The following is a 19,617-nucleotide window of genomic DNA, read 5'->3' as shown; positions in this document are numbered from 1 at the left end:
CTCGTCAAGATCTCCGGCCAGTGGGTCTATCCACTCGAGGTCGAGCTATGTCTCGCCGACCATCCTGAGATCCGCGAATGCGCCGTGTTCGCCGCCGAATTGCCCGACCGGCGCACGACGCTGAAGGCTGTGGTGGTGATGAACGCCCGCGGCTTCGACCGCGACGCGACCACGCGCAAGCTGCAGGATTTCGTCAAGGGCCGGCTCTTGCCCTACAAATACCCGCGCGAAGTCATCTTCATCGAGGAATTGCCGAAGACCGGCACGGGGAAGATCGACCGGCAGGCGTTGCTGCGGATGTGAGGGGTAACGCTGCCTCAACACCATCGGTGTCGTCCCCGCGAATGCGTTGACCCACAACCACAGGGAGTGGTTGCGGTACGAGATCGGAGTTGGCAATCTTCGCCAAACACAATCCCGTGGTTATGGGTCCCGAGTCGCGCTGCGCTTGCCCGGGACGACGATGGAGAGATGCTCCCGCGCATCCCCGGCACGGAGCGGCACGCGCGAGGCTTCGTTGTTGAGATCGACGAGCTGCAACAACAGCGTCGTCAGCGCCTTGCGGTCGGCGGGCTTGAGAGGCTGCAGCATGCGCGCCTGGGCGCGCTCGACCGCGGGGATGATCTCGCGCAGGATCGCTGTGCCCGACTTCGTCAGATAGAGAAGCTTGATGCGCTTGTCCTCCGGCGCCGGCTTGCGCTCGATATAGGCCTTGGCCTGGAGCCGCTCGATCACGCTGCCGAGCGTCGAACGGTCGAAGGCGATCACGGCGGACAGCCGTGTCGCATCGATGCCGGGATGGGTGTGAATCGCGACGAGCGCCGCATATTGCACCGGGGTCAGATCGAACGCCCTGCACTCCTCCATGAAGATCGAGATCGCGATCTGCTGCATGCGCCGGAACAGGTAGCCCGGCGCGGCATAGACCGCGTCCATCGTGATCGGAGAGGCCAGCTTACTCGGCATCGGGCTGATGCTCCGGCGCGGCGTCGGCGAAGGCCGGCAGCGCCTTGGCCGCGGCCTCGGCCTCGAGCAGGCGCGGATAGGCGGAGACGTCGACGCCGAACCGGCGCGCATTGCCGAGCTGCGGCACGAGGCAGAGATCGGCAAGCGTCGGCGCGTCGCCGAAGCAGAACGGCCCGGGCTCGTCCCTGATCAGGGTCTCGCAAGCCGACAGGCCCTCGCGGTTCGCCCAGGCCGCCCATTCCGTCACCTTCTCCTCGGGCAAGCCGAGCCCGCGCAGCCGCGACAGCACCTTCAGGTTCTGCACGGGATGGGTGTCGCAGGCGATCGCCTGCGCGAACGCCCGCACTCTTGCGCGGCGCAAGGGGTCCTTCGGCAAGAGCGGCGGACTGGGATGGGTCTCGTCCAGCCATTCGATGATCGCGAGCGACTGGGTCAGGATCGCGCCCGCGTCGTCCTCGAGCGCCGGAACCAGGCCTTGCGGATTGATGGCGAGATAGTCGGGGGCGGTCTGTTCGCCCTTGCGAAGATGATGCGGCAGATGCTGCGCCGTCAGGCCCTTCAGGCTCAGGGCGATCCGCACGCGATAGGCTGCGCTGGAGCGGAAATAGCCGTGCAGCTTCATGGAGTCCTCCCTCGATATCACCGCCCATGATTGACGCTACCGAGATTGTCAGTATGCTGTCAATCTCAACGAGAACGACGGGAGGCCAGCGATGGATGCCGTGGCGAACACGCCGGAACGCGAGGCGTTCTACAGGAAGATCGACGGCGAGAACCTCACCGCGCTCTGGACCGTCATGAGCGACCTGATCACACCCGAGCCGAAGAGCGCGTGCCGGCCGCATCTGTGGAAATTCGACGTCATCCAGGACTACATGACGGAAGCCGGCAAGCTCATCACCGCAAGAGAGGCCGAGCGCCGCGTGCTGATCCTGGAAAACCCGGGCCTGCGCGGCCAGTCGAAGATCACCACCTCGCTCTATGCCGGCGTGCAGATGGTGGTGCCCGGCGACGTCGCCCCGGCCCACCGCCACAGCCAGTCGGCGCTGCGCTTCGTGCTCGAGGGCAAGGGCGCCCACACCACCGTCGACGGCGAGCGCACGTCGATGGAGCCGGGCGATTTCATCATCACGCCGTCGATGACGTGGCACGATCATTCCAACGAGACCAGCGAGCCGATGTTCTGGCTCGACGGGCTCGACATTCCAGTGGTGCAGTTCTTCGACGCCTCCTTCGTCGAGCGGATGAAGGAAGATCAGCAGCCGATCACGAAGCCGAACGGCGACAGCTTTGCGCTCTACGGCCACAATCTACTGCCGGTGGATTCCAAGCCGCGATCGAAGACGTCGCCGATCTTCAGCTATCCCTACAGCTACACCCGCGAGGCGCTGGAGAAGGCGAAGCAGCGGCAGGCGTGGGACGCCTGCCACGGGTTGAAGCTGAAATTCACCAACCCCGAGACCGGCGATTTCGCGATGCCGACCATCGGCACTTTCATCCAGCTCTTGCCCAGGGGTTTCAAGACTGCGCGCTATCGCGCGACCGATGCCACCGTGTTCGCGCCGATCGAAGGCAGGGGCCGCTCGCGCATCGGCGACCAGGTGTTCGAATGGGGCCCACGCGACCTCTTCGTGGTACCGAGCTGGCACCAGGTGACGCACGAGGCCGACGAAGACGCGGTGCTGTTCTCATTCTCCGACCGCCCGGTGCAGGAGAAGCTCGACCTGTTCCGCGAGGACCGCGGCAACGCGTAGTTTCTGCTCTCTCCCGCATCATTGCGAGGAGCGCAGCGACGACGCAATCCAGGTCGCCGGCGCTGAGGGATTCTGGACTGCCTCGCTCCGCTCGCAATGATGGGAAAGTCCTCACCGCCAGTGCAGCAGCCGCGTCTCGGCCCAATTGATTGCCTTGCCGACCGCAAGGCCGAACACCGACAGGATCACCACACCGGCGAGCAGCTGATCGGTCTGCATCAGATTGCCCGCCTGCAGCACGAAGGCGCCGATGCCGAACTGGGCGCCGATCATCTCGGCGCTGACGACCAGCAGCAGCGCCACCGAGGCCGTGATGCGGAAGCCGGCGAGGATCGATGGCAGCGCGCCCGGCCAGACCACACGGCGCACGATGGCGGCGAACGGCACGTTGAAGCTCTGCGCCATGCGGATGAGGTTGCGCGGCACGGCGTCGACGCCGCTGTAGACCGAGATTGCGGTGGAGAAGAACACACCGAGCGCGATGGTCGCGATCTTCGGCTCTTCGCCGATGCCGAGCCAGAGGATCAACAGCGGCAAGAGCGCGATCTTCGGGATCGGAAACAGCGCCGAGATGAAGGTGATGCCGACGCTGCGCGCGAGCCGCGACAGGCCGATGGCAAAGCCGACCGCAACGCCGGCCGCGGTTCCGAGCAGCCAGCCCACGCCGATGCGCAGCAGCGAGGCCGAGACGTGCTGCCAGAGCGCGCCGGAGATTGCGAGCTCGTAGATCGCGCGCGCGATCGCCGACGGCGCCGGCAGGAACAGCGGATTGATCCAGTGCGCGCTGCCGGCGATCTGCCACAGCGCAATCACCAGCGCGAGCGCGATCCAGCCGGAGTAGCGGCCGCTCGACGGCACGAAACCGGCGCCGCGAAACCGTACCGGCCGCGTCGCGGCATCCTTTGCCGGGGCGTGCTGCGCGCGCTCAAGCATGCTGCACCTCGCGCTCGGCGTCGATCGCCTCGGTGCGGATCAGCGACCACATCTGGTTCTGCAATTCGAGCAGCTTTTCGCGCGCAAGAACCTGACCGCGCTCGGCGCGGGTCATCGGCACCGTCACGACCTCGCGGATCCGACCCGGCCGCCGCGACAGCACGACGATGCGGTCGGCAAGACGCACCGCTTCTTCCAGATTGTGCGTGACATAGGCCGCGCCCATGGAGCCGTCGGCGAGCAGCCGGACAAAATCCTCCATCAGCAGCTCGCGGGTCTGTGAATCCAGTGCCGACAGCGGCTCGTCCATCAGCAGGATCGCGGGCCTGACCGCGAGCGCCCGCGCAATCCCGACCCGCTGGCGCATGCCGCCCGAGAGTTGCTTCGGATAGGCCTTGCGGAAATCGGCGAGCCCGGTGCGGCGCAAGGCATCGTCGACCTGTGCGCGGCGCGCAGCAGCCGAGAGCTGGGTGTGCAGCAGCGGGAACTCGACGTTGTCCTCGACATCGGCCCAGGGCAGCAGCGCAAAATCCTGGAACACGAAGGTCAGCGGATTGAGGCTGTCGGACGGCGGCGCGCCGCGCAGCCTGGCCGCGCCCGATGCCGGCTGCAACAGCCCGCCCAGGATCGACAGCAGCGTGCTCTTGCCGCAGCCGGAGGGCCCGACGATCGCCACCACCTCGCCCGCACCGACCGTGAACGAGACGTCGTCGAGCACGGCAAGCTCGCCGAAGCGGTGGCTGATATGGTCGGCGATCAGGTCCATTCGCCTAGCGCATACTCTCTCGATCCGTCATCCTGAGGAGCCGCGCAGCGGCGTCTCGAAGGATGGACGGCCGGGATGCAGCTGGGCCGTCTATCCTTCGAGGCTCGCTGCGCTCGCGCCTCAGGATGACGGCGATAGTTGCTGGTTCACTCATCAATCCGCCTTCACGAACTCCCCGGCGATGATCGCCTCGGCGTCAAAGCCCTTGTCGACGAAGCCCTGCTCCTGCAGCCACCTGATCTGGTTGTCGACGTTCCTGACGTCGAGCTTGCCGTCCGGGTCGACATAGGCGCAATTGCCGACCACCTGCTCCACCGGGAGATTGGTGTACTTCGCGATGATCTCGAGCAGTGGCTTCGTCTTGTCGTCGATCGGCGCCTTGCCGTCCTTCATCGCGGCGAGGATGACGTCGTGGTATTCGCGGTCGGCCTTTGCCAGCGCGCCGAGCAGCTTTGCGACCAGCGCCTTGTTGGCGACGGTCCTGGGCGATGCGAACACCGCGCCGAGTTGCCACGGCGTCTCGTCGCCGACCCAGCCCAGAAGCTTTGCGCCGCCCTCATCCATCAGCTTTCGCGCGGTCGACACCGGAAGCAGCGCCGCATCGACCGTCTCGCCCTTCAGCGCCGCAGCCGCGTTCGACAGCGACTGCAGCGGCACGATCTTCACGTCCGCGAGCTTGAAGCCATATTTGTCGGCGAGGAGCCCGAGCGAATAGTGGAAGCTGGAGCCGACCTGCGTCACTGCCACGCGCTTTCCAGCGAGATCCTTCGGCGTCTCCAGCCCCGCGGCGTAGGCGTTGTTGCTGGCGAAATAGCCGATCAGGGGATAGCCGGCCTTCTCGCGGCTCATGCCGCCGATCACCTTCAGCGTACCCTTGCCGGCGAGATTGTAGAGACCGGCGGTAAACGCCGTGATGCCGAAATCGACGTCGCCCGAGGTGGTGGCGACCGCGATCGGCTGCGCCGCATCGAAGAACTTCAGCTCGATGTCGAGACCCGCATCGCGAAAGTAGCCCTTGTCCTGTGCGATGAAGACCGGCGCCGAGGAGGACAGCCGCAGCACGCCGATTTTCGCCTTGAGCGCGTCCTCGGCCCTTGCCCCGCCAATCGTGAGCGCCAACAGGCCCGCAAGCGCAAGCCGCGCAAGTCCGATCATCCCGTCTCCTCCATTGCGTCCCTACAGCCCCTCGGGCACGGCCTGGTCCCGGCCGATGAAGGCGCCCTGTTGTCTCAACGTTTCCTGCAACTTTTCAACCGCGATGTCACGCGGCATCCGGTTGCCCGCCAGCGCCAGGGCGGCCGCGGAACCGGCCGCTTCGCCCATCGCGAAACAGGCGCCGGACACCCGCGCCGCCGACTGGCCCTCATGGGTCATCGAGGCGCAGCGGCCGGCGACCAGCAGGTTGTCGACGCCCTCGGGCACCAGCATGCGGTACGGCAATTCGTTGTAGCCGCGCGATTCCGGAATCGGCGGGAAGGTGAAGACGACGTCGCCCGCGACATGCGCCTCGATCGGCCAGCCGTTGACGCCGACGGAATCGCCGAACGAGGCGCAGCCGAGCACGTCCTCGCCGGAGAGCTGATAACCGCCCTTGATGCGGCGGGTCTCGCGAATGCCGAGCTGCGGCGGCAGGTCGACGATGTAGGACTTCTCGAAACCCGGCACGGTGCGCAGGAATTGATGGGCGGCGAGCGCCTGCCGCCGACCCTCGATCTCGCCGCGGGTGAGATCATCGGGCTCGATGCCGTTGACGGCGTGGCCGTCCGGCCGCGCGACTTGCGTGAAATTCACCCGCCACTCGATGCCGGAGCGCTGCGGGCGCACGATCGCGCTCTTGCGCGGAAAACTATGGGTGCCGGCCGCCAGCGCCTGCTCCATCAATTGCGGAATGGTCCGCCAGGCATCGCCCGCCTTGTCGGGATCGATGCCGTTGAGGCGGAACATCATGGAGGGATAGAGCGGATGGCCCTGCGCATCGCCGACCTCGAACGGCGCGCCCGCCCATGCCGCGAGATCGCCGTCACCGGAGCAGTCGATGAAGACACCGGCGCGCACTGCGCGCCGGCCGGCTTTGGTCTCGACCATCAGCGCATCGACGCGGCGATCGCCGTTCATGACGACGCCAGCGGCGAGCGCGTGGAAGAGAATATCGACCTTGTAGCTCGCCAGCAGATCATCCGCTGCGATCTTGTAGGCCGCGGTGTCATAGGCCTGCGCAAAGATTTTTCCGAGGATCAGATGCGGCGCGTTCAATCCGTCGAGCCGGTCGATCCGCGCCAGCAGATCCGAGGCGATGCCCTGCACCACCCGGTGCGCATTGCCGTAGACATTAGCGTGCAGGCCGCAAAAGTTGGTGACGCCCGCGGCCGTGCCCATGCCACCGAGAAAGCCGTAACGCTCGATCAGGAGCGTGCGCCGCCCGGCCCGCGCCGCCGCGACGGCCGCTGCGATCCCGGCCGGCCCGCCGCCGAGCACGGCGACTTCATATTCGCCATAGAGCGGGATCTGGCGGGCGGGCTCCTGGATGGTCTTGGTCGACACGCTGCGATTCCCGGACGGTGAGCGATCCATCACGCCTTGCGCACGGACCAGTTGCCTGCACGCTTCTCGGCGAACGAGGCGAGGCCTTCGGCCGCTTCAGCGCTCTGGCGTTTTTGCGAATGCAGGCGCACCAGCCGTGCATAGGCGGCATCATCGACGCTCATGCCGCCGAACGAGCTTTCCAGCGCCAGGCGCTTGGTCTCTGCCATGGCGTCGGGCCCATTGGCGAGCAACTGCGCGACGACCTTCGCGCCAGCCGCCTCCAGTTCCGCAAGCGGCACGACCTCGTGAACGAGGCCGATGCGGCGGGCGTCTTCCGCGCCAAAGCGCTCGCCGGTGAGCGCATAGCGCCGCACCTGACGCACGCCGATGGCGTCGCAGAGCTGCGGGATGATGATCGCCGCCGTCAGGCCCCAGCGTACCTCGGTGATCGAGAACAGCGCATTGTCGGCGGCAATGACGATGTCGCAGGCCGAGATCACGCCGGTGCCGCCGCCAAAGCAGCCGCCCTGCACCAGCGCCACCGTCGGGATCGGCAGCGTGTTGAGCCGCTGCACGGCCTCGAACGTCGCCTGCGAGGCCTCCTCGTTGGCCTCCACCGATTGCGGCCGCACGCTATTGATCCATTTCAGATCGGCGCCGGCCTGAAAGTGCTTGCCGTTACCCCTGAGCACCACGACGCGCAGATTCGGCTTGCTGCCGAGATCGTCCATCGCCGCCAGCACGCCCGATATCAGCGCGCCGTCATAGGCGTTGTTGACCTCGGGACGGTTCAAGATGACGGTCGCGACCCCGCGCTCGTCGAGGGTCCACAGAACAGGGTTTTCAGACATGGGCGCTTCTCCGGGCGATCCTCTCGGCCTCTTTTGGCCTGCTGTGTCGCACACTATGGCGGGACCGCCTCGGCCGATCCATCACTTTCGTCGGGGACGGTCGCGCCCATCGCATGGCCGGCTGTGCCATGCTGTCCGGAAATGCCATCCACTTTCTGACGGGACACCCACATCATGCGCATTTGCATCTTCGGCGCGGGCGCCGTCGGCAGCCATCTTGCGGTGCGGCTGGCGCGCGCCGGCCATGACGTCTCTTGCGTGATGCGCGGGCCGCATCTGGAGGCGGTGCGCAGCCAGGGCCTCAAGCTACGCGTCGGCGACGCCGAGCTCAGCGCCAAGGTGCGCGCTTCCGGCGACCCGGCGCAGCTCGGCCCGCAGGACGTCGTGATCAGCACGCTGAAGGCGACCGGCCTTCAGGGTCTCGTCGCCGGAATCGCGCCGCTGCTGGACGAGGAGACGGCCATCGTGTTCGCGCAGAACGGCATTCCCTGGTGGTACGACATCGGGCTGCCGCAGCGGCACCCCGCGCCGCCCGATCTCGCCTTCCTCGACCCCGGTGGCCGCCTGCGCGCCGCTATCCCGAAGGCGAGGATCGTCGGCGGCGTGATCTTCTCCTCCAACGAAATCGTGGCGCCCGGCGTGGCGCAAAACCTCTCGCCGGACCGCAACCGGCTCCTGATCGGCGAATGCGACGACCGCGCCAGCGAACGGATCGCAAGGTTGCGCAGCGCGCTTGGCGATGCGGGACTCGAGTCGCCCTTCGTCTCCGACATCCGCGAGGCGATCTGGTCGAAGCTGCTCACCAACATGTCGCTGTCGGTGCTCTGCCTGCTCACCGGCCAGACCGCGCGCGCGGTACGCAACGATCCGGCCTTCACTCAAGTTATCCCGCGCCTGATGGATGAATCGAACGAGATCGCGCAGCACTATATTCCCGAGGTCAAGCGCGTGACGCGCAGCGGTCCCGCGCCGAACCACAAGCCTTCGCTGCTGCAGGATTATGAGCTCGGCCGTGCCATGGAGATCGACGTGCTGGTGAAGGCGCCGGCCGCGTTCGCACGCGCGGCGCGCCTGTCGACGCCGATGCTCGACCTGATGGCGGCGCTCGCGACCCAGAAGGCGCGCGACAAGGGGCTCTATTCGGCCTGAGCGATTTCCAGCCTGTCGAGCCACGTCGCGAAGGCGTCCAGGATATCTTCCATCGTTTCAGCGTTGCTGCGGCCCGACTTCTTGAGGACCAGGAAGGAGTGGTCGGCCCCTTCCACCACGTGCAGCATCGCCTTCGCCCCGAGCCTCTCGATCGCGGTCTTGAGGAGACTGATGTCGGCGAGCTTGTCCCGCGTGCCCTGCAGGAACAGCATGGGAACCTCGACCCCCGCGAGGTGATCGGCGCGCTCCGCCGACGGCTTGCCGTCGAGGTGCAGCGGGAAGCCGAAGAACGCAATGCCGCGCACGCCGGGCAAGGGCGCCTTGGCCTGCGCCTGCGAGGTCATGCGTCCGCCGAAGGATTTTCCGCCGGCGATCAGCGGCAGATTAGGACAGAGCCGCGACGCCTCCGCCACCGCGGCCCGGATCGCCGCATGCGCGATTCCCGGCGCGTCGGGGCGGCGGCTGCCTTGCTCCATATAGGGAAAGTTGAAGCGCAGCGTCGTGACGCCGCGGTCCGCCAAGCCGGCCGCGACCTGTTCCATGAACGAATGCCTCATGCCGGCGCCGGCGCCGTGGGCGAACACGAAGCAGGCGCGCGGCTTGGCCGCCTCGGTCAGGAGAGCCGAAACCGTTCCAACACGTTCGATGCCGAGCTTGAGCTCGCGCGTTCCGGCCAAGGTCCGATGCCTCCGATGGAGCGGCCATTGGTAGCCGCGAAGGCCGGGTCTGCAAGTACACAATTCGCAGACCCATCGCCTCGGCAACAGCTCAGCCAGAGCTAGCTCACCCGCCGGTCGCGGCCTTCCCAGAACGGCTTGCGCAGCTCGCGCTTCAACACCTTGCCGGCGCCGGAGAGCGGCAGCGGCGCTTCCGTGATCTCGATGCTGCGGGGGCATTTGTAGCCGGCGATCAGCGTCCTGGTGAACTCGATCAGCTCGCCGGAGGAGACCTCGACGCCGCCGCGCTTGACCACGACGGCGTGGACCTGCTCGCCCCATTGCTCGTTGGGGATGCCGATGACCGCGCATTGCAGCACGGACGGATGTTGCGCCAACGCGTTCTCGACCTCGACCGAATAGACGTTCTCGCCGCCGGAGATGATCATGTCCTTGACGCGGTCGACGACATAGACGAAGCCGTCCTGGTCCATGTAGCCACCGTCGCCGGTGTGCATCCAGCCGCCGATCACGGCGCGTGCGGTCTCTTCCGGCCGCTCCCAATAGCCCATCATCACGATGTCGCCGCGCACCACGATCTCGCCGACGGTGCCTGAGGCCACGGGCTGGTCGTTCTCGTCGACGATCCGCACCTCGCAGCCGAGCGTGGCGCGGCCGGCGCCGCGGTGGCGGCCCTTCCTGCGCCCCTCGCCGATGTGCTCATTGGCATGCAGCAACGTCGCGATCGGCGACAGCTCGGTCATGCCATAGGCCTGGGTGAAGCGCACATGCGGCAGCGCGCGCGCCGCGCGGTCGAGCACGGCCTCGCTGATCGGCGATGCGCCATAGATGATGTGCCTGAGCGAGGACAGGTCGTAGTTCGCGATCGCTGGATGATCGACGAACATCTGGATCATGGTCGGGACCAGCAACACGTCGGTGACGCGCTCGTTCTGGATCGCAGCCATCACGCCTTCCGGGGTAAAGCCCTGCACGATGACGTTGGAGCCGCCGGAGAGCAGCAGCGAATACATCGCCGCGCCGTTGGCGAGGTGGAACATGGGCGCGGCGTGCAGGTAGACCGTGCTTGCCGGGAACAGGCCCTCGCCGAGCGCATTCAGCGCATTGGCCATCAGATTGTGATGGCTGAGCATCACGCCCTTGGAGCGCCCGGTGGTGCCGCCGGTGTAGAAGATGCCGGCGAGATCGCTGCCCTCGCGCATGGCGTCCGCGACCGGCGCGCTGGCCTCGATCAGGCCCTCGTAGCTCTCGAGCCCCGCCGGCACCTCGCCGTCGTCCGCATAGATCAGCTTCAGCCCGGGGATCGCCTTGGCAAGCTGTGCGCCGACCGGTGCAAAGGCCTTGTCGACGAACAAAATGCCGGCGCGGCAGTCGCGCAGCGCGTCCTCGTTCTCGAGCGCGCTCCAGCGGATGTTGAGCGGCACGACCACCCCGCCCGCCCAGCCGGTCGCCAGATACAGCTCGAGATAGCGGTCGGAATTGAGCGACAGGATCGCCACGCGATCGCCGTCGGCGACGCCGCGTCCGCGCAAGCCGCCGGCCAGCCGCGCGACCCGCGCGCCGAGCTCGCCCCAGTCTTGCCGCCGCCGACCATAGACCGTCGCCAACCCCTTCGGATTGATCTGCAGCGCCCGCCGCAGCCCGTGCGTGATGTTCATCGCGATACTCCTCCTGGACGCTTCTTCCCTGTTGTCTTGTTCGCTGCCGTCTTGCGCCTTGGCGTGCGCCGCTGCGGCGCAGCCGGCGTCTCCTTCAATGTCCGATCCCGACCCGCCGACGCCGCCAGCCCCTCGGTCAGCCGAACCGCGAATTCGTCGGCGATGGCCGTCGGCGACAAACCGCCGTCGCGCCGGTACCAGTGCCCGATCCAATTCAGCGCGCCCGCGATGGCAAACGCCGCGAGCTTGGGATCGCAGCGTTTGATCGAGCCGTCGGCGATCCCTGCTGCGATATATTTGCGGAAAGTGGCGTCGATCCGCTTCTTGGCGGTGCGTGCGAGGCCCGCGTTCTTCTCGGCGAGATCGCGCAGGTCGAACCGCACCAGGCTCGCGCCGAAATCGGTCGCCATCAGCCCGGCATAGGCGTGCACCAGCTTGCGCAGCTTGGCGAGGCCCGGGCCACCGCCGGCGTTGATCTCCGTGATGACGCCGTCGACGAGTTCGGCGCCCATCGACCAGCACTCGAACAGGATCTCGTCCTTGCCGCGGAAATAATTGTACAGCGCGGGCTTCGTGATGTTCAGCCGCTCGGCGACCTCGTTCAGCGTCGCGCGGCGGTAGCCCTGCTCGAGGAAGAGCTGGACCGCCGCGCGCAGCACCGCCTCGCGCTTCTCGTCGCGGGCGCGGCGCCGGCTCTCGAACGGCAGCCAGGGCGAAGAAGAAGGCACGGTGGGCGATGTCGAATCCATGATCGAACGCGTTGACTCCCTCGACGGACGGTCGATATATTACCCGTGGGTAAGAAAAAGTCCAATGAGTAATATATTTCGGAGATTGCGATGTCTGACGTGATCGTCGCCGGAGTCGGCATGATTCCCTTCGCCAAGCCGGGCGCGAGCGCGCCCTATCATGTGATGGGCACCGAGGCGACCAGGCTCGCGCTGACCGATGCCGGCCTCGACTATGACGCCGTCCAGCAGGCCTATGTCGGCTACGTCTACGGCGATTCCACCTGCGGACAGCGCGCGCTCTACCACGTCGGGATGACCGGCATTCCCATCGTCAACGTCAACAACAACTGCTCGACCGGCTCGACCGCGCTGTTCCTGGCGCGACAGATGATCGCAAGCGGCGCGCTGGATTGCGTGCTTGCGGTCGGTTTCGAGCAGATGAAGCCCGGCGCGCTGGGCAGCGTCTATACCGACCGCCCCAGCGCCTTCGAGGAATTCGACGAGGCCGCGAACCAGCTGATCGACGCACCCGGCATTCCCTTGGCGCTGCGCTATTTCGGCGGCGCCGGCCTCAGCCACATGAAGAAATACGGCACTCCGCTCGACGCCTTCGCCAAGGTGCGCGCGAAAGCCAGCCGCCATGCCAAGAACAACCCGCTGGCGATCTTCCGCAAGGAGGTCACGGCGGACGATGTGATGAACGACCAGGTGATCTGGCCGGGCGTCATGACCCGCCTGATGGCCTGTCCGCCAACCTGCGGCGGTGCCGCCGCGGTGCTGGTGTCGGAACGCTTTGCCGACAAGCACGGCATCGGCAAGACGGTGCGGATCAAGGCGCAGACCATGACGACAGATACGCCTTCCACCTTCAACGCCCACGACATGATGCAGGTGGTCGGCTACGACATGGCCCGCGATGCCGCGAAGCAGGTCTATGAAAGCGCCGGCGTCGGACCCAAAGACCTCGACGTCGTCGAGCTGCACGATTGCTTCGCTCACAACGAGCTCATCACCTACGAGGCGCTCGGGCTGTGCGGCGAGGGCGAGGCGGCAAAGTTCATCAACGACGGCGACAATACCTATGGGGGGCGGATCGTCACCAACCCGTCCGGCGGGCTGTTGTCCAAGGGACATCCGCTCGGCGCCACCGGGCTCGCGCAATGCTACGAGCTGACGCGGCAGCTGCGCGGCACCGCCGGTCCGACCCAGGTCGAGGGCGCGAAGACCGCGCTCCAGCACAATCTCGGCCTCGGCGGCGCCTGCGTCGTCACGCTGTACCAGAAGCACTGACCCATGGTCGATCAATCTGCCGTAGGGCACCGCTTCGCGCCCGTCACCGCGCGCGTCGAGCCGGGACGCCTGCGCTACTTCCTCGACACGCTGGGCGAACAGAACCCGGTCTATCGCGACGCCGGGGCCGCGCGCGCCGCCGGCTTTGCCGGCACGCCGGTGCCGCCGACCTACCTGTTCTGCCTTGAGATGATGGACGCCGAAAACCCCTTCGAGATGCTGACGGCGCTCGACATCGACCTCGCCCGCGTCCTGCACGGCGAGCAGAGCTTTGCCTATCACGCGCCCGTCCTCGTCGGCGACACTCTCACCTTCCGCCCGCACGTTGCGAGCGTGACGGAGAAGAAAGGCGGCGCGTTGACCTTGATCGCGATCGACTGCGAAGTGACCAACCAGAACGGCGTGCATGTCGCGGACACCTCGCGCACCGTCGTCGTGCGCAACGGGTGACGCCATGACCGCAACAAACGACATCAAGGTCGGCGACCGCCTCGTGCACAAGACGTTCCCGCCGATCAACCGCCACAAGCTCGCGCTCTATTGCGGCGCGTCGGGCGACCACAATCCGATTCATGTCGACATCGACTTCGCCAAGGCGGCCGGCTTTCCCGACGTGTTCGCCCACGGCATGCTGGTGATGGGCTGCCTCGGCCAGGCGCTGACCGATGCGGTGCCGCCGGCAAAACTGCGGGCGTTCGCGACGCGGTTCGTGGCCATCACCCAGCTCGGCGCCAAATTGACCTGCGAAGGCACCGTGACCGAGCTGTTCAGCGAGAACGGCGAGCGTCGCGCAAAACTCGCGCTCACCACCAGGGACGACCGCGGCGAGGTCAAGCTCGAAGGCAGCGCCGTCGTCGCGCTCTAGGAATCAGAGGACATCCACATGGCAAAACTGCAAGGCAAGGTCGCGCTCGTCACCGGCTCGGGCCGCGGCATCGGACGCGCGATTGCGCTCAAGCTCGCGCGCGAGGGAGCGAGGGTCGTGGTCAACGATCTCGACGCCGAGCCCGGCAACGCCGTGGTCGCGGAGATCAAGGCGATGGGCGGCGACGCCGTCGCGGTGAACGGCAGCGCCTCGGAGGCAGGCTTTGCCGATCGCTTCGTCGGCGCCGCGCTGGACAAGTTCGGCGGACTCGACATCATCGTCAACAATGCCGGCTACACCTGGGACTCCACCATCCAGAAGATGACGGACGAGCAGTTCCAGGCGATGCTCGACGTCCATCTGGTCGCGCCGTTCAGGATCCTGCGCGCCGCCGCCGAGCCGATCCGCGTGCTTGCGAAGAAGGAGGCGGAGGAAGGGCGCGAGGTATTCCGCAAGGTCGTGAACATCTCTTCGATCGCCGGCCTCTACGGCAATGCCGGCCAGGCGAGCTATTCTTCGGCCAAGGCCTCGCTGATCGGCCTGACGCGGACCATGTGCAAGGAGTGGGGGCGCTACAAGGTGAACGTCAACTGCGTCGCCTTCGGCCTCATCAACACCCGCCTGACCCAGCCGATCGAGGCGCAACAGAAGACCATCGACGTGGCGGGGCGCGACATCAAGGTCGGCGTGCAGCCCCAGATGCTGGAGGCCATGGCACGGATGATCCCGCTCGGCCGCGGCGGCACACCGGAGGAGGCGGCCGACGCCGTCTATCTGTTCTGCAGCCCAGAATCCAATTATATCAGCGGCCAGGTGGTGGTCGCCGGCGGCGGCCTGATCGTCTGACAGCGAGGATTGCATGGAATACCGCTCATCCTGGATGACCGAAGAGCTCGACGTCTTCCGCGACCAGTTCCGGAAGTTTCTCGCCAAGGACCTGGCGCCGCACGCCGAGAAGTGGCGCGCGCAGAAGATGGTCGACCGTTTTGCCTGGCGCGCGCTCGGCGAAATGGGCGCGCTGCTGCCGAGCGTGCCGGAGGCCTATGGCGGCCTGGGGGCGACCTTCGCCTATGACGCGGCGGTGCTGGAGGACCTCGAAGCCACGGTGTCGGAGGTAACGACCGGCGTCTCCGTGCACAGCGCGATCGTCGCCCACTACATCCTCAACTACGGCTCGGAGGAGCAGAAGACGCGCTGGCTGCCGAAGATGGCCTCGGGCGAGATGGTCGGTGCCATCGCCATGACCGAGCCCGGCACCGGCTCCGACCTGCAGAACGTCAAGACCACGGCGAAGAAGCAGGGCAATTCCTACGTCATCAACGGCCAGAAGACCTTCATCACCAACGGCCAGGCCGCCGACCTCGTCATCGTGGTCGCGCGGACGGGAGACAAGGGCGCCAAGGGCATCTCGCTGATCGTGGTGGAGACTGCGGGCACGGAGGGCTACCGGCGCGGCCGCAACCTCGACAAGATCGGCCTGCACGCGTCCGACACCTCGGAGCTGTTCTTCGACAACGTCACCGTGCCGCCGGAGAACCTGCTCGGCAGCGAGGAAGGCAACGGCTTCGTTCAACTGATGCAGCAATTGCCGCAGGAGCGGCTGGCGCTGGCGGTCGGGGCGGTGGCCTCGATGGAGCGCGCGGTCAAACTGACCGCCGCCTACACCAAGGAGCGCACCGCCTTCGGCAAGCCGCTCATCGAATTCCAGAACACCGCCTTCAAGCTCGCCGAGCGCAAGACGGAAGCGATGATCGCGCGCGTCTTCGTCGACTGGTGCGTCGAGCGGCTGGTCGCGGGCGACCTCGACACCGTCACGGCCTCGATGGCGAAATGGTGGTGCTCGCAGAAGCAGGTCGAGACCGCGGACGAATGCCTGCAGCTGTTCGGCGGCTACGGCTACATGCAGGAATATCCGATCTCCCGCATGTTCATCGATTCCCGCATCCAGAAGATCTATGGCGGCACCAACGAGATCATGAAGCTGTTGATCTCGCGGTCGCTGTAACAGCCCGCGTTGCCCGCATACCCGGCCTCGCTTGCGGGGCCGGACACGGGTGAAATGGCGATCCCGGGAAGACTCGAACTTCCGACCTACGGTTTAGGAAACCGCCGCTCTATCCGGCTGAGCTACGGGACCGCGGAACCCGCGGAAAACGCGGGTTGCCGGCCGGTTCATAGCAAAGCAGGAGCGTGATCGCCAGCCTTGCGAACGGCGCCCGCCGCGACCGGTCCCGCGAGCCGCGGCTGCCGGTTCGGGCGGGCGGACTTTTGCCGCAACAGGCCCGGCACCAGGGCTTCGGCCGCCTCCGCACCGGAAATGACGACGGCTTCGACGCCGGCGCCGGCATTGCCGCCGCCCGCAATCACCAGATTGCGCAGCGGCGACTTCGATCCCTTCAGCCGCCCCTGCCGCGACACGCCGTAGATCGCGCCCAGGCTTGCCCAGTCGTAGCGGGCATAGGTCACCGGGCTTGCATCGGTACGGTAGACGATGTGGCTGGACAGGCCGGGGATGACGGTCTCGGCCGCCGCGATCATGGCGTCGCCGAGCTTCTGCTTGCGCGCCTCGTAGATCCCGGAGCGGCGCCACGCCTTCCAGTCCTCGCTGGGTTCGTCGGGAAACCATTCTCTTGCGCGCGCCTGGGGAACGAGCGTGATCAGGGTGAGCGTCGCGTGTCCGGCGGGCGCGGCCTGCGGATCGAGCTTCGACATCATGGCGAGACCGACGCCCATCGGGCGGTCGAGGTGAACGGCCGGACGGATGTCGGGATCGATGTTCAGTCCGAGATGGACGGAGAAGGCGGAGTTGGCGGGCTCGACCTGCGCCATCCTGTCACGAAAAGCCGTCGGCAGCAGCGCCGGATCGACGAGATCGAGGAAGGTGCGCTTGATGTCGGCGTTGGAGACGACCGCGCTGGCGCGGACGATCTTGCCGTCGTTCAGCACGACGCCGGCGGCACGGCCGTCCTCGACGAGAATCTTGCGCACGGCTGTCTTGAGGTGAACCTCGCCGCCGCGCTCCTCGATCGCCTCGACCAGCAGGTCGGCGAACCGGCCGGAGCCGCCGATCGGGTAGTGACCGCCCTTGAAATAGTAGCCGAAGATCGGCGCCATCTGCGCGCAGGTCAGCCGCTCGCTGCCGTCGCCGAGATAGCCGGCAAGCGCATTGAGAAACCGCAGCACGGCGGGATCGCTGACATGGGCCGCGACGAGGGCGTCGAAGGGCTCGTTCATCCAGCGAAACGCGGTCGGATGGTTCTTCGGGAAGGCGAGGAGTTCGTCGACGGTTGGCGGCATGCCGGGAATGCCGGAGCGGTCGCGCCCCGTGGCGTACATGTCCTCGAAGATCGCGTGCAGCGTCTCGAACAGGGTCTTGATGCCCTCTGCACTGGCGGGGAATTTCTCGCCGAGTTGCCGCGCATAGTCGCGCCAGTCGTCGGGAACGTCGATCCGCTCGCCCGCCAGATGGTAGCTGTGCCGCACGCGCTGCCACTGGATGCGATCGGCAACCCCGAGCCGCTCCAGCAGGCTCGTGACGGTGCCGCCCGGCCAGACCCCGGAAAAATCATGCGGACCTGCGTCGAAGCGATAGAGCACGGGCTTGTTGTCGTGATGGGCTTTGCGCAAGTAAGTGTGGCAGTAGCCGCCGGGCACGACGTGATGATCGAAGACGCGGACCTCGAGCCCGGCGTCTGCGAGCAGCGCCGCGGCCGCGAGACCGCCGATGCCGGCGCCGATCACCGCGACGTCGCAATCGACGCCCTGCTTGACGCCCTCCTTGACGAAGCTCGGCGCCGGCCAGCGAAAGCTCTCCCGAGCCGCGCGCATCCGCCGCAGCATCAAGCCGATCGCAAGACGCGGTCCGAAGATCGAGACCAGCGCACCGAAAGCGACGATCAGGCCGGTGATCCAAGAGGGCACGCCGGCGTAGCGGCAGGCGGCCAGCGCGAGAAACAGAACGCCCCACAGGCCGGTGATCGCCGCATTGACTAGGCGGAATTGCACGGTCCCGGCATTCGCGGGATAGGCGGCGCGAGAATAGTCCGCCGTCCACGGCCAGCCCAGCGCCACGCTGAGGAGGCTGACGAGACCGAGCCCGGCAAAGGACAGCCAGAGCGCGTTGCCGGCGGCCCAGTCGGGAGCGACGATCTGCACGTTGCCGAGCGCAAGGAACAGCGCGAAGCTGAACACCTCGAGCAGCGCGAATTCACCGCGCCAGAGCCGCCAGAGATTGCCTGCGAACGACAGCACAAAGCCCATCCCAATGGCCCATTCGGGCTGGTGCGCCCCCATCAGCAGCCAGAACGCAGCAAACGGGAGCAGGGCGAACTTGACGGTGAGAAATATCTTCATTCACGCCTCCGAGGGCGGTTCGCGGGCGCCGGCTTCGGCGCGAATCGAGCCCACGCGGCGGTCGGCACAGGCGCGAGCCCATCTTTCCAGTGTCAAGATGTGAATAGCGCGACGTCGAAGGTCGGTCAACAAAAATCTTTACAATGGAAAGATTGACGCGCTCTACTCCAATACTCCCTGCACCTCGCGGCCAGGATCTTGCGCTCCGGGGCACGGCGGAGGCCGCGCCCCCTACGCTCTGAGATTTGCTCTCGCGCACGGATGTCGCCATGCCCGCGACGATGTCGGCCGGCGTACCCGCCGGCGCTGCGTCTCGTTGTTGTCGTCTGCAGCGTCAGGTCGTCCCGAAACCCGAGCCCGGCTTCTTGTACTCCGGCCGCGGCGGGCTGAAGATGTCGAGCACGCGTGCGCCGTCGGGCCCTGCGCGCATCGTATGCGGGACGTTGCCGGGTGTACGCCAGAAATCGCCCTTCTTGACGTGAATCTCTTCGCCGCCCTGGAAGCGGATCGCCGATCCGTCGAGCAGCACGCCCCACTGCTCTTCGGGATGATGATGCAGCGTGCCTTCCGCATGCGGCGCCAGCGTCACCACCGAGAGCATGGCGTGCTCGCCGGAGAAGATGCGCGTGGTGAGGCCGGCCGCGAGCTCGCGAAACAGGCCGTCGCTGGGATCATCGAGATTGTGAAACTCTTGCTTCTGGCTCAATGCGCCCTCCCCCGCCGTCTCTCGTTTCAGGATTTTCCATAAGAGCCCTGGTAGCGGCCCTCGCGAATCGCCTTCAGCGTCTCCTCCTCGCGCGCGACCTGCGCGCGCACCGCTTCCAGCAGGTCCGCGGCACCGGCGGGTGAAAACGACACCACACCGTCCTCGTCGCCGACCACGATGTCGCCCGGCGAGATCACGCATCCACCGACCGAGACCGGCACGTTGATCTCCCCGGGGCCGCTCTTGTAGGGGCCGCGATGAATCGCCGTGCGCGCGTAGACCGGAAAGTCGGATGCCGCGAGCGCGCCGGCATCGCGGATCGCGCCGTCGATCACGTAGCCGGCCGCGCCCCTGTAGAGCGCGATGTTGGTCATGATCTCGCCGACCAGCGCGCG

The 19,617-nt window shown here is 66.7% G+C and carries 19 protein-coding genes, 1 tRNA gene and 2 pseudogenes; 8 read left to right on the top strand and 14 right to left on the bottom strand.

The window, feature by feature from the left end:
• Positions 1 to 303 (top strand): annotated as a pseudogene (locus KGM94_RS12960) (benzoate-CoA ligase family protein); the annotation flags it as partial.
• A gap of 120 nt (positions 304 to 423) precedes the next feature.
• Here the strand turns inward: KGM94_RS12960 and KGM94_RS12955 are convergent.
• Together KGM94_RS12955 and maiA are read right to left on the bottom strand one after the other, a co-directional pair.
• Positions 424 to 966 carry a MarR family transcriptional regulator gene (locus tag KGM94_RS12955; RefSeq protein ID WP_300259360.1) on the bottom strand — a complete coding sequence of 181 codons (543 nt, stop codon included), beginning with the start codon at positions 964 to 966 and terminating at the stop codon, positions 424 to 426.
• The gene (gene maiA / locus KGM94_RS12950) at positions 956 to 1,588 is read right to left on the bottom strand and encodes a maleylacetoacetate isomerase (RefSeq protein ID WP_300259358.1); all 633 of its coding nucleotides are present in this window, start codon (positions 1,586 to 1,588) and stop codon (positions 956 to 958) included. The genes KGM94_RS12955 and maiA overlap by 11 nt, the downstream gene beginning before the upstream one ends.
• Positions 1,589 to 1,679: 91 nt before the next feature.
• Here maiA and gtdA point away from each other — a divergent pair, with 91 nt between their 5' ends.
• Positions 1,680 to 2,720 (top strand): gentisate 1,2-dioxygenase, encoded by a 1,041-nt coding sequence (gtdA, locus tag KGM94_RS12945; RefSeq protein ID WP_300259356.1) that lies wholly within the window; start codon positions 1,680 to 1,682, stop codon positions 2,718 to 2,720.
• Between the two features lie 111 nt (positions 2,721 to 2,831).
• On the opposite strand, the gene KGM94_RS12940 is transcribed toward gtdA, so the two are convergent.
• From KGM94_RS12940 to KGM94_RS12920, 5 genes are all read right to left on the bottom strand, one after another.
• The gene (locus tag KGM94_RS12940; protein ID WP_300259354.1) at positions 2,832 to 3,653 is read right to left on the bottom strand and encodes an ABC transporter permease; all 822 of its coding nucleotides are present in this window, start codon (positions 3,651 to 3,653) and stop codon (positions 2,832 to 2,834) included.
• Positions 3,646 to 4,419, bottom strand: a complete 774-nt coding sequence (locus KGM94_RS12935; RefSeq protein ID WP_300259352.1) for an ABC transporter ATP-binding protein — start codon at positions 4,417 to 4,419, stop codon at positions 3,646 to 3,648. The genes KGM94_RS12940 and KGM94_RS12935 overlap by 8 nt, the downstream gene beginning before the upstream one ends.
• A gap of 153 nt (positions 4,420 to 4,572) precedes the next feature.
• Positions 4,573 to 5,574: an ABC transporter substrate-binding protein gene (locus KGM94_RS12930; RefSeq protein ID WP_300259350.1), complete on the bottom strand. Its 1,002-nt coding sequence runs from the start codon at positions 5,572 to 5,574 to the stop codon at positions 4,573 to 4,575.
• Positions 5,575 to 5,595: 21 nt separating this feature from the next.
• Complete coding sequence (locus KGM94_RS12925; protein ID WP_300259348.1) at positions 5,596 to 6,960, bottom strand: FAD-dependent oxidoreductase; 1,365 nt, start codon at positions 6,958 to 6,960, stop codon at positions 5,596 to 5,598.
• 29 nt (positions 6,961 to 6,989) lie between these two features.
• Entirely contained in the window at positions 6,990 to 7,793 is an 804-nt protein-coding gene (locus KGM94_RS12920; protein WP_300259346.1) for an enoyl-CoA hydratase-related protein, read from the bottom strand.
• Between the two features lie 174 nt (positions 7,794 to 7,967).
• On the opposite strand from KGM94_RS12920, the gene KGM94_RS12915 reads away from it, so the two are divergent.
• The gene (locus tag KGM94_RS12915) at positions 7,968 to 8,942 is read left to right on the top strand and encodes a ketopantoate reductase family protein (RefSeq protein ID WP_300259344.1); all 975 of its coding nucleotides are present in this window, start codon (positions 7,968 to 7,970) and stop codon (positions 8,940 to 8,942) included.
• Here KGM94_RS12915 and KGM94_RS12910 read toward each other — a convergent pair.
• From KGM94_RS12910 to KGM94_RS12900, 3 genes are all read right to left on the bottom strand, one after another.
• A complete protein-coding gene (locus KGM94_RS12910; protein ID WP_300259342.1) occupies positions 8,930 to 9,619 on the bottom strand; it encodes an alpha/beta family hydrolase in 690 nt (229 codons plus the stop codon). The two genes, KGM94_RS12915 and KGM94_RS12910, sit on opposite strands and share 13 nt — an antisense overlap.
• A 101-nt stretch (positions 9,620 to 9,720) precedes the next feature.
• Entirely contained in the window at positions 9,721 to 11,277 is a 1,557-nt protein-coding gene (locus KGM94_RS12905; protein WP_300259340.1) for a long-chain fatty acid--CoA ligase, read from the bottom strand.
• Positions 11,274 to 12,026: a TetR/AcrR family transcriptional regulator gene (locus tag KGM94_RS12900; RefSeq protein WP_300259337.1), complete on the bottom strand. Its 753-nt coding sequence runs from the start codon at positions 12,024 to 12,026 to the stop codon at positions 11,274 to 11,276. Before KGM94_RS12900 ends, KGM94_RS12905 begins: the two co-directional genes overlap by 4 nt.
• Before the next feature lie 90 nt (positions 12,027 to 12,116).
• Here KGM94_RS12900 and KGM94_RS12895 point away from each other — a divergent pair, with 90 nt between their 5' ends.
• Genes KGM94_RS12895 through KGM94_RS12875 form a run of 5 tightly spaced genes read left to right on the top strand, consistent with a single transcriptional unit; the run spans position 12,117 to position 16,168 of the window.
• A complete protein-coding gene (locus tag KGM94_RS12895; RefSeq protein WP_300259335.1) occupies positions 12,117 to 13,298 on the top strand; it encodes a lipid-transfer protein in 1,182 nt (393 codons plus the stop codon).
• Positions 13,299 to 13,301: 3 nt separating this feature from the next.
• Positions 13,302 to 13,748 carry a MaoC family dehydratase N-terminal domain-containing protein gene (locus tag KGM94_RS12890; protein ID WP_300259333.1) on the top strand — a complete coding sequence of 149 codons (447 nt, stop codon included), beginning with the start codon at positions 13,302 to 13,304 and terminating at the stop codon, positions 13,746 to 13,748.
• Between the two features lie 4 nt (positions 13,749 to 13,752).
• Positions 13,753 to 14,163, top strand: a complete 411-nt coding sequence (locus KGM94_RS12885) for a MaoC family dehydratase (RefSeq protein WP_300259331.1) — start codon at positions 13,753 to 13,755, stop codon at positions 14,161 to 14,163.
• A gap of 18 nt (positions 14,164 to 14,181) precedes the next feature.
• Positions 14,182 to 15,009: an SDR family oxidoreductase gene (locus tag KGM94_RS12880; RefSeq protein ID WP_300259329.1), complete on the top strand. Its 828-nt coding sequence runs from the start codon at positions 14,182 to 14,184 to the stop codon at positions 15,007 to 15,009.
• 13 nt (positions 15,010 to 15,022) lie between these two features.
• Positions 15,023 to 16,168 (top strand): acyl-CoA dehydrogenase family protein, encoded by a 1,146-nt coding sequence (locus KGM94_RS12875; RefSeq protein ID WP_300259327.1) that lies wholly within the window; start codon positions 15,023 to 15,025, stop codon positions 16,166 to 16,168.
• A gap of 55 nt (positions 16,169 to 16,223) precedes the next feature.
• Here KGM94_RS12875 and KGM94_RS12870 read toward each other — a convergent pair.
• From KGM94_RS12870 to KGM94_RS12855, 4 genes and pseudogenes are all read right to left on the bottom strand, one after another.
• Positions 16,224 to 16,300: transfer RNA gene (locus KGM94_RS12870), tRNA-Arg, on the bottom strand.
• A gap of 35 nt (positions 16,301 to 16,335) precedes the next feature.
• Positions 16,336 to 18,516, bottom strand: coding sequence for an FAD-dependent oxidoreductase (locus KGM94_RS12865; protein ID WP_300259325.1), 2,181 nt, complete (start codon positions 18,514 to 18,516; stop codon positions 16,336 to 16,338).
• 334 nt (positions 18,517 to 18,850) lie between these two features.
• Positions 18,851 to 19,222: a cupin domain-containing protein gene (locus tag KGM94_RS12860; RefSeq protein ID WP_300259323.1), complete on the bottom strand. Its 372-nt coding sequence runs from the start codon at positions 19,220 to 19,222 to the stop codon at positions 18,851 to 18,853.
• Between the two features lie 26 nt (positions 19,223 to 19,248).
• A pseudogene (locus tag KGM94_RS12855) lies at positions 19,249 to 19,617 on the bottom strand (RraA family protein); the annotation flags it as partial.

It is taken from the genome of Bradyrhizobium sp. (genome assembly GCF_028868675.1).
GTDB lineage: Bacteria > Pseudomonadota > Alphaproteobacteria > Rhizobiales > Xanthobacteraceae > Bradyrhizobium.
Note: the sequence above shows the minus strand (reverse complement) of the source record. Positions and strands in the feature narration are given on the sequence as shown.

Bases quoted from the DNA above. Each gene is read 5' to 3' on its own strand.
- KGM94_RS12955 (WP_300259360.1), bottom strand. From the start codon at position 966: ATGCCGAGTAAGCTGGCCTCTCCGATCACGATGGACGCGGTCTATGCC.
- maiA (WP_300259358.1), bottom strand. From the start codon at position 1,588: ATGAAGCTGCACGGCTATTTCCGCTCCAGCGCAGCCTATCGCGTGCGG.
- gtdA (WP_300259356.1), top strand. From the start codon at position 1,680: ATGGATGCCGTGGCGAACACGCCGGAACGCGAGGCGTTCTACAGGAAG.
- KGM94_RS12940 (WP_300259354.1), bottom strand. From the start codon at position 3,653: ATGCTTGAGCGCGCGCAGCACGCCCCGGCAAAGGATGCCGCGACGCGG.
- KGM94_RS12935 (WP_300259352.1), bottom strand. From the start codon at position 4,419: ATGGACCTGATCGCCGACCATATCAGCCACCGCTTCGGCGAGCTTGCC.
- KGM94_RS12930 (WP_300259350.1), bottom strand. From the start codon at position 5,574: ATGATCGGACTTGCGCGGCTTGCGCTTGCGGGCCTGTTGGCGCTCACG.
- KGM94_RS12920 (WP_300259346.1), bottom strand. From the start codon at position 7,793: ATGTCTGAAAACCCTGTTCTGTGGACCCTCGACGAGCGCGGGGTCGCG.
- KGM94_RS12915 (WP_300259344.1), top strand. From the start codon at position 7,968: ATGCGCATTTGCATCTTCGGCGCGGGCGCCGTCGGCAGCCATCTTGCG.
- KGM94_RS12905 (WP_300259340.1), bottom strand. From the start codon at position 11,277: ATGAACATCACGCACGGGCTGCGGCGGGCGCTGCAGATCAATCCGAAG.
- KGM94_RS12900 (WP_300259337.1), bottom strand. From the start codon at position 12,026: ATGGATTCGACATCGCCCACCGTGCCTTCTTCTTCGCCCTGGCTGCCG.
- KGM94_RS12895 (WP_300259335.1), top strand. From the start codon at position 12,117: ATGTCTGACGTGATCGTCGCCGGAGTCGGCATGATTCCCTTCGCCAAG.
- KGM94_RS12890 (WP_300259333.1), top strand. From the start codon at position 13,302: ATGGTCGATCAATCTGCCGTAGGGCACCGCTTCGCGCCCGTCACCGCG.
- KGM94_RS12885 (WP_300259331.1), top strand. From the start codon at position 13,753: ATGACCGCAACAAACGACATCAAGGTCGGCGACCGCCTCGTGCACAAG.
- KGM94_RS12880 (WP_300259329.1), top strand. From the start codon at position 14,182: ATGGCAAAACTGCAAGGCAAGGTCGCGCTCGTCACCGGCTCGGGCCGC.
- KGM94_RS12875 (WP_300259327.1), top strand. From the start codon at position 15,023: ATGGAATACCGCTCATCCTGGATGACCGAAGAGCTCGACGTCTTCCGC.
- KGM94_RS12865 (WP_300259325.1), bottom strand. From the start codon at position 18,516: ATGAAGATATTTCTCACCGTCAAGTTCGCCCTGCTCCCGTTTGCTGCG.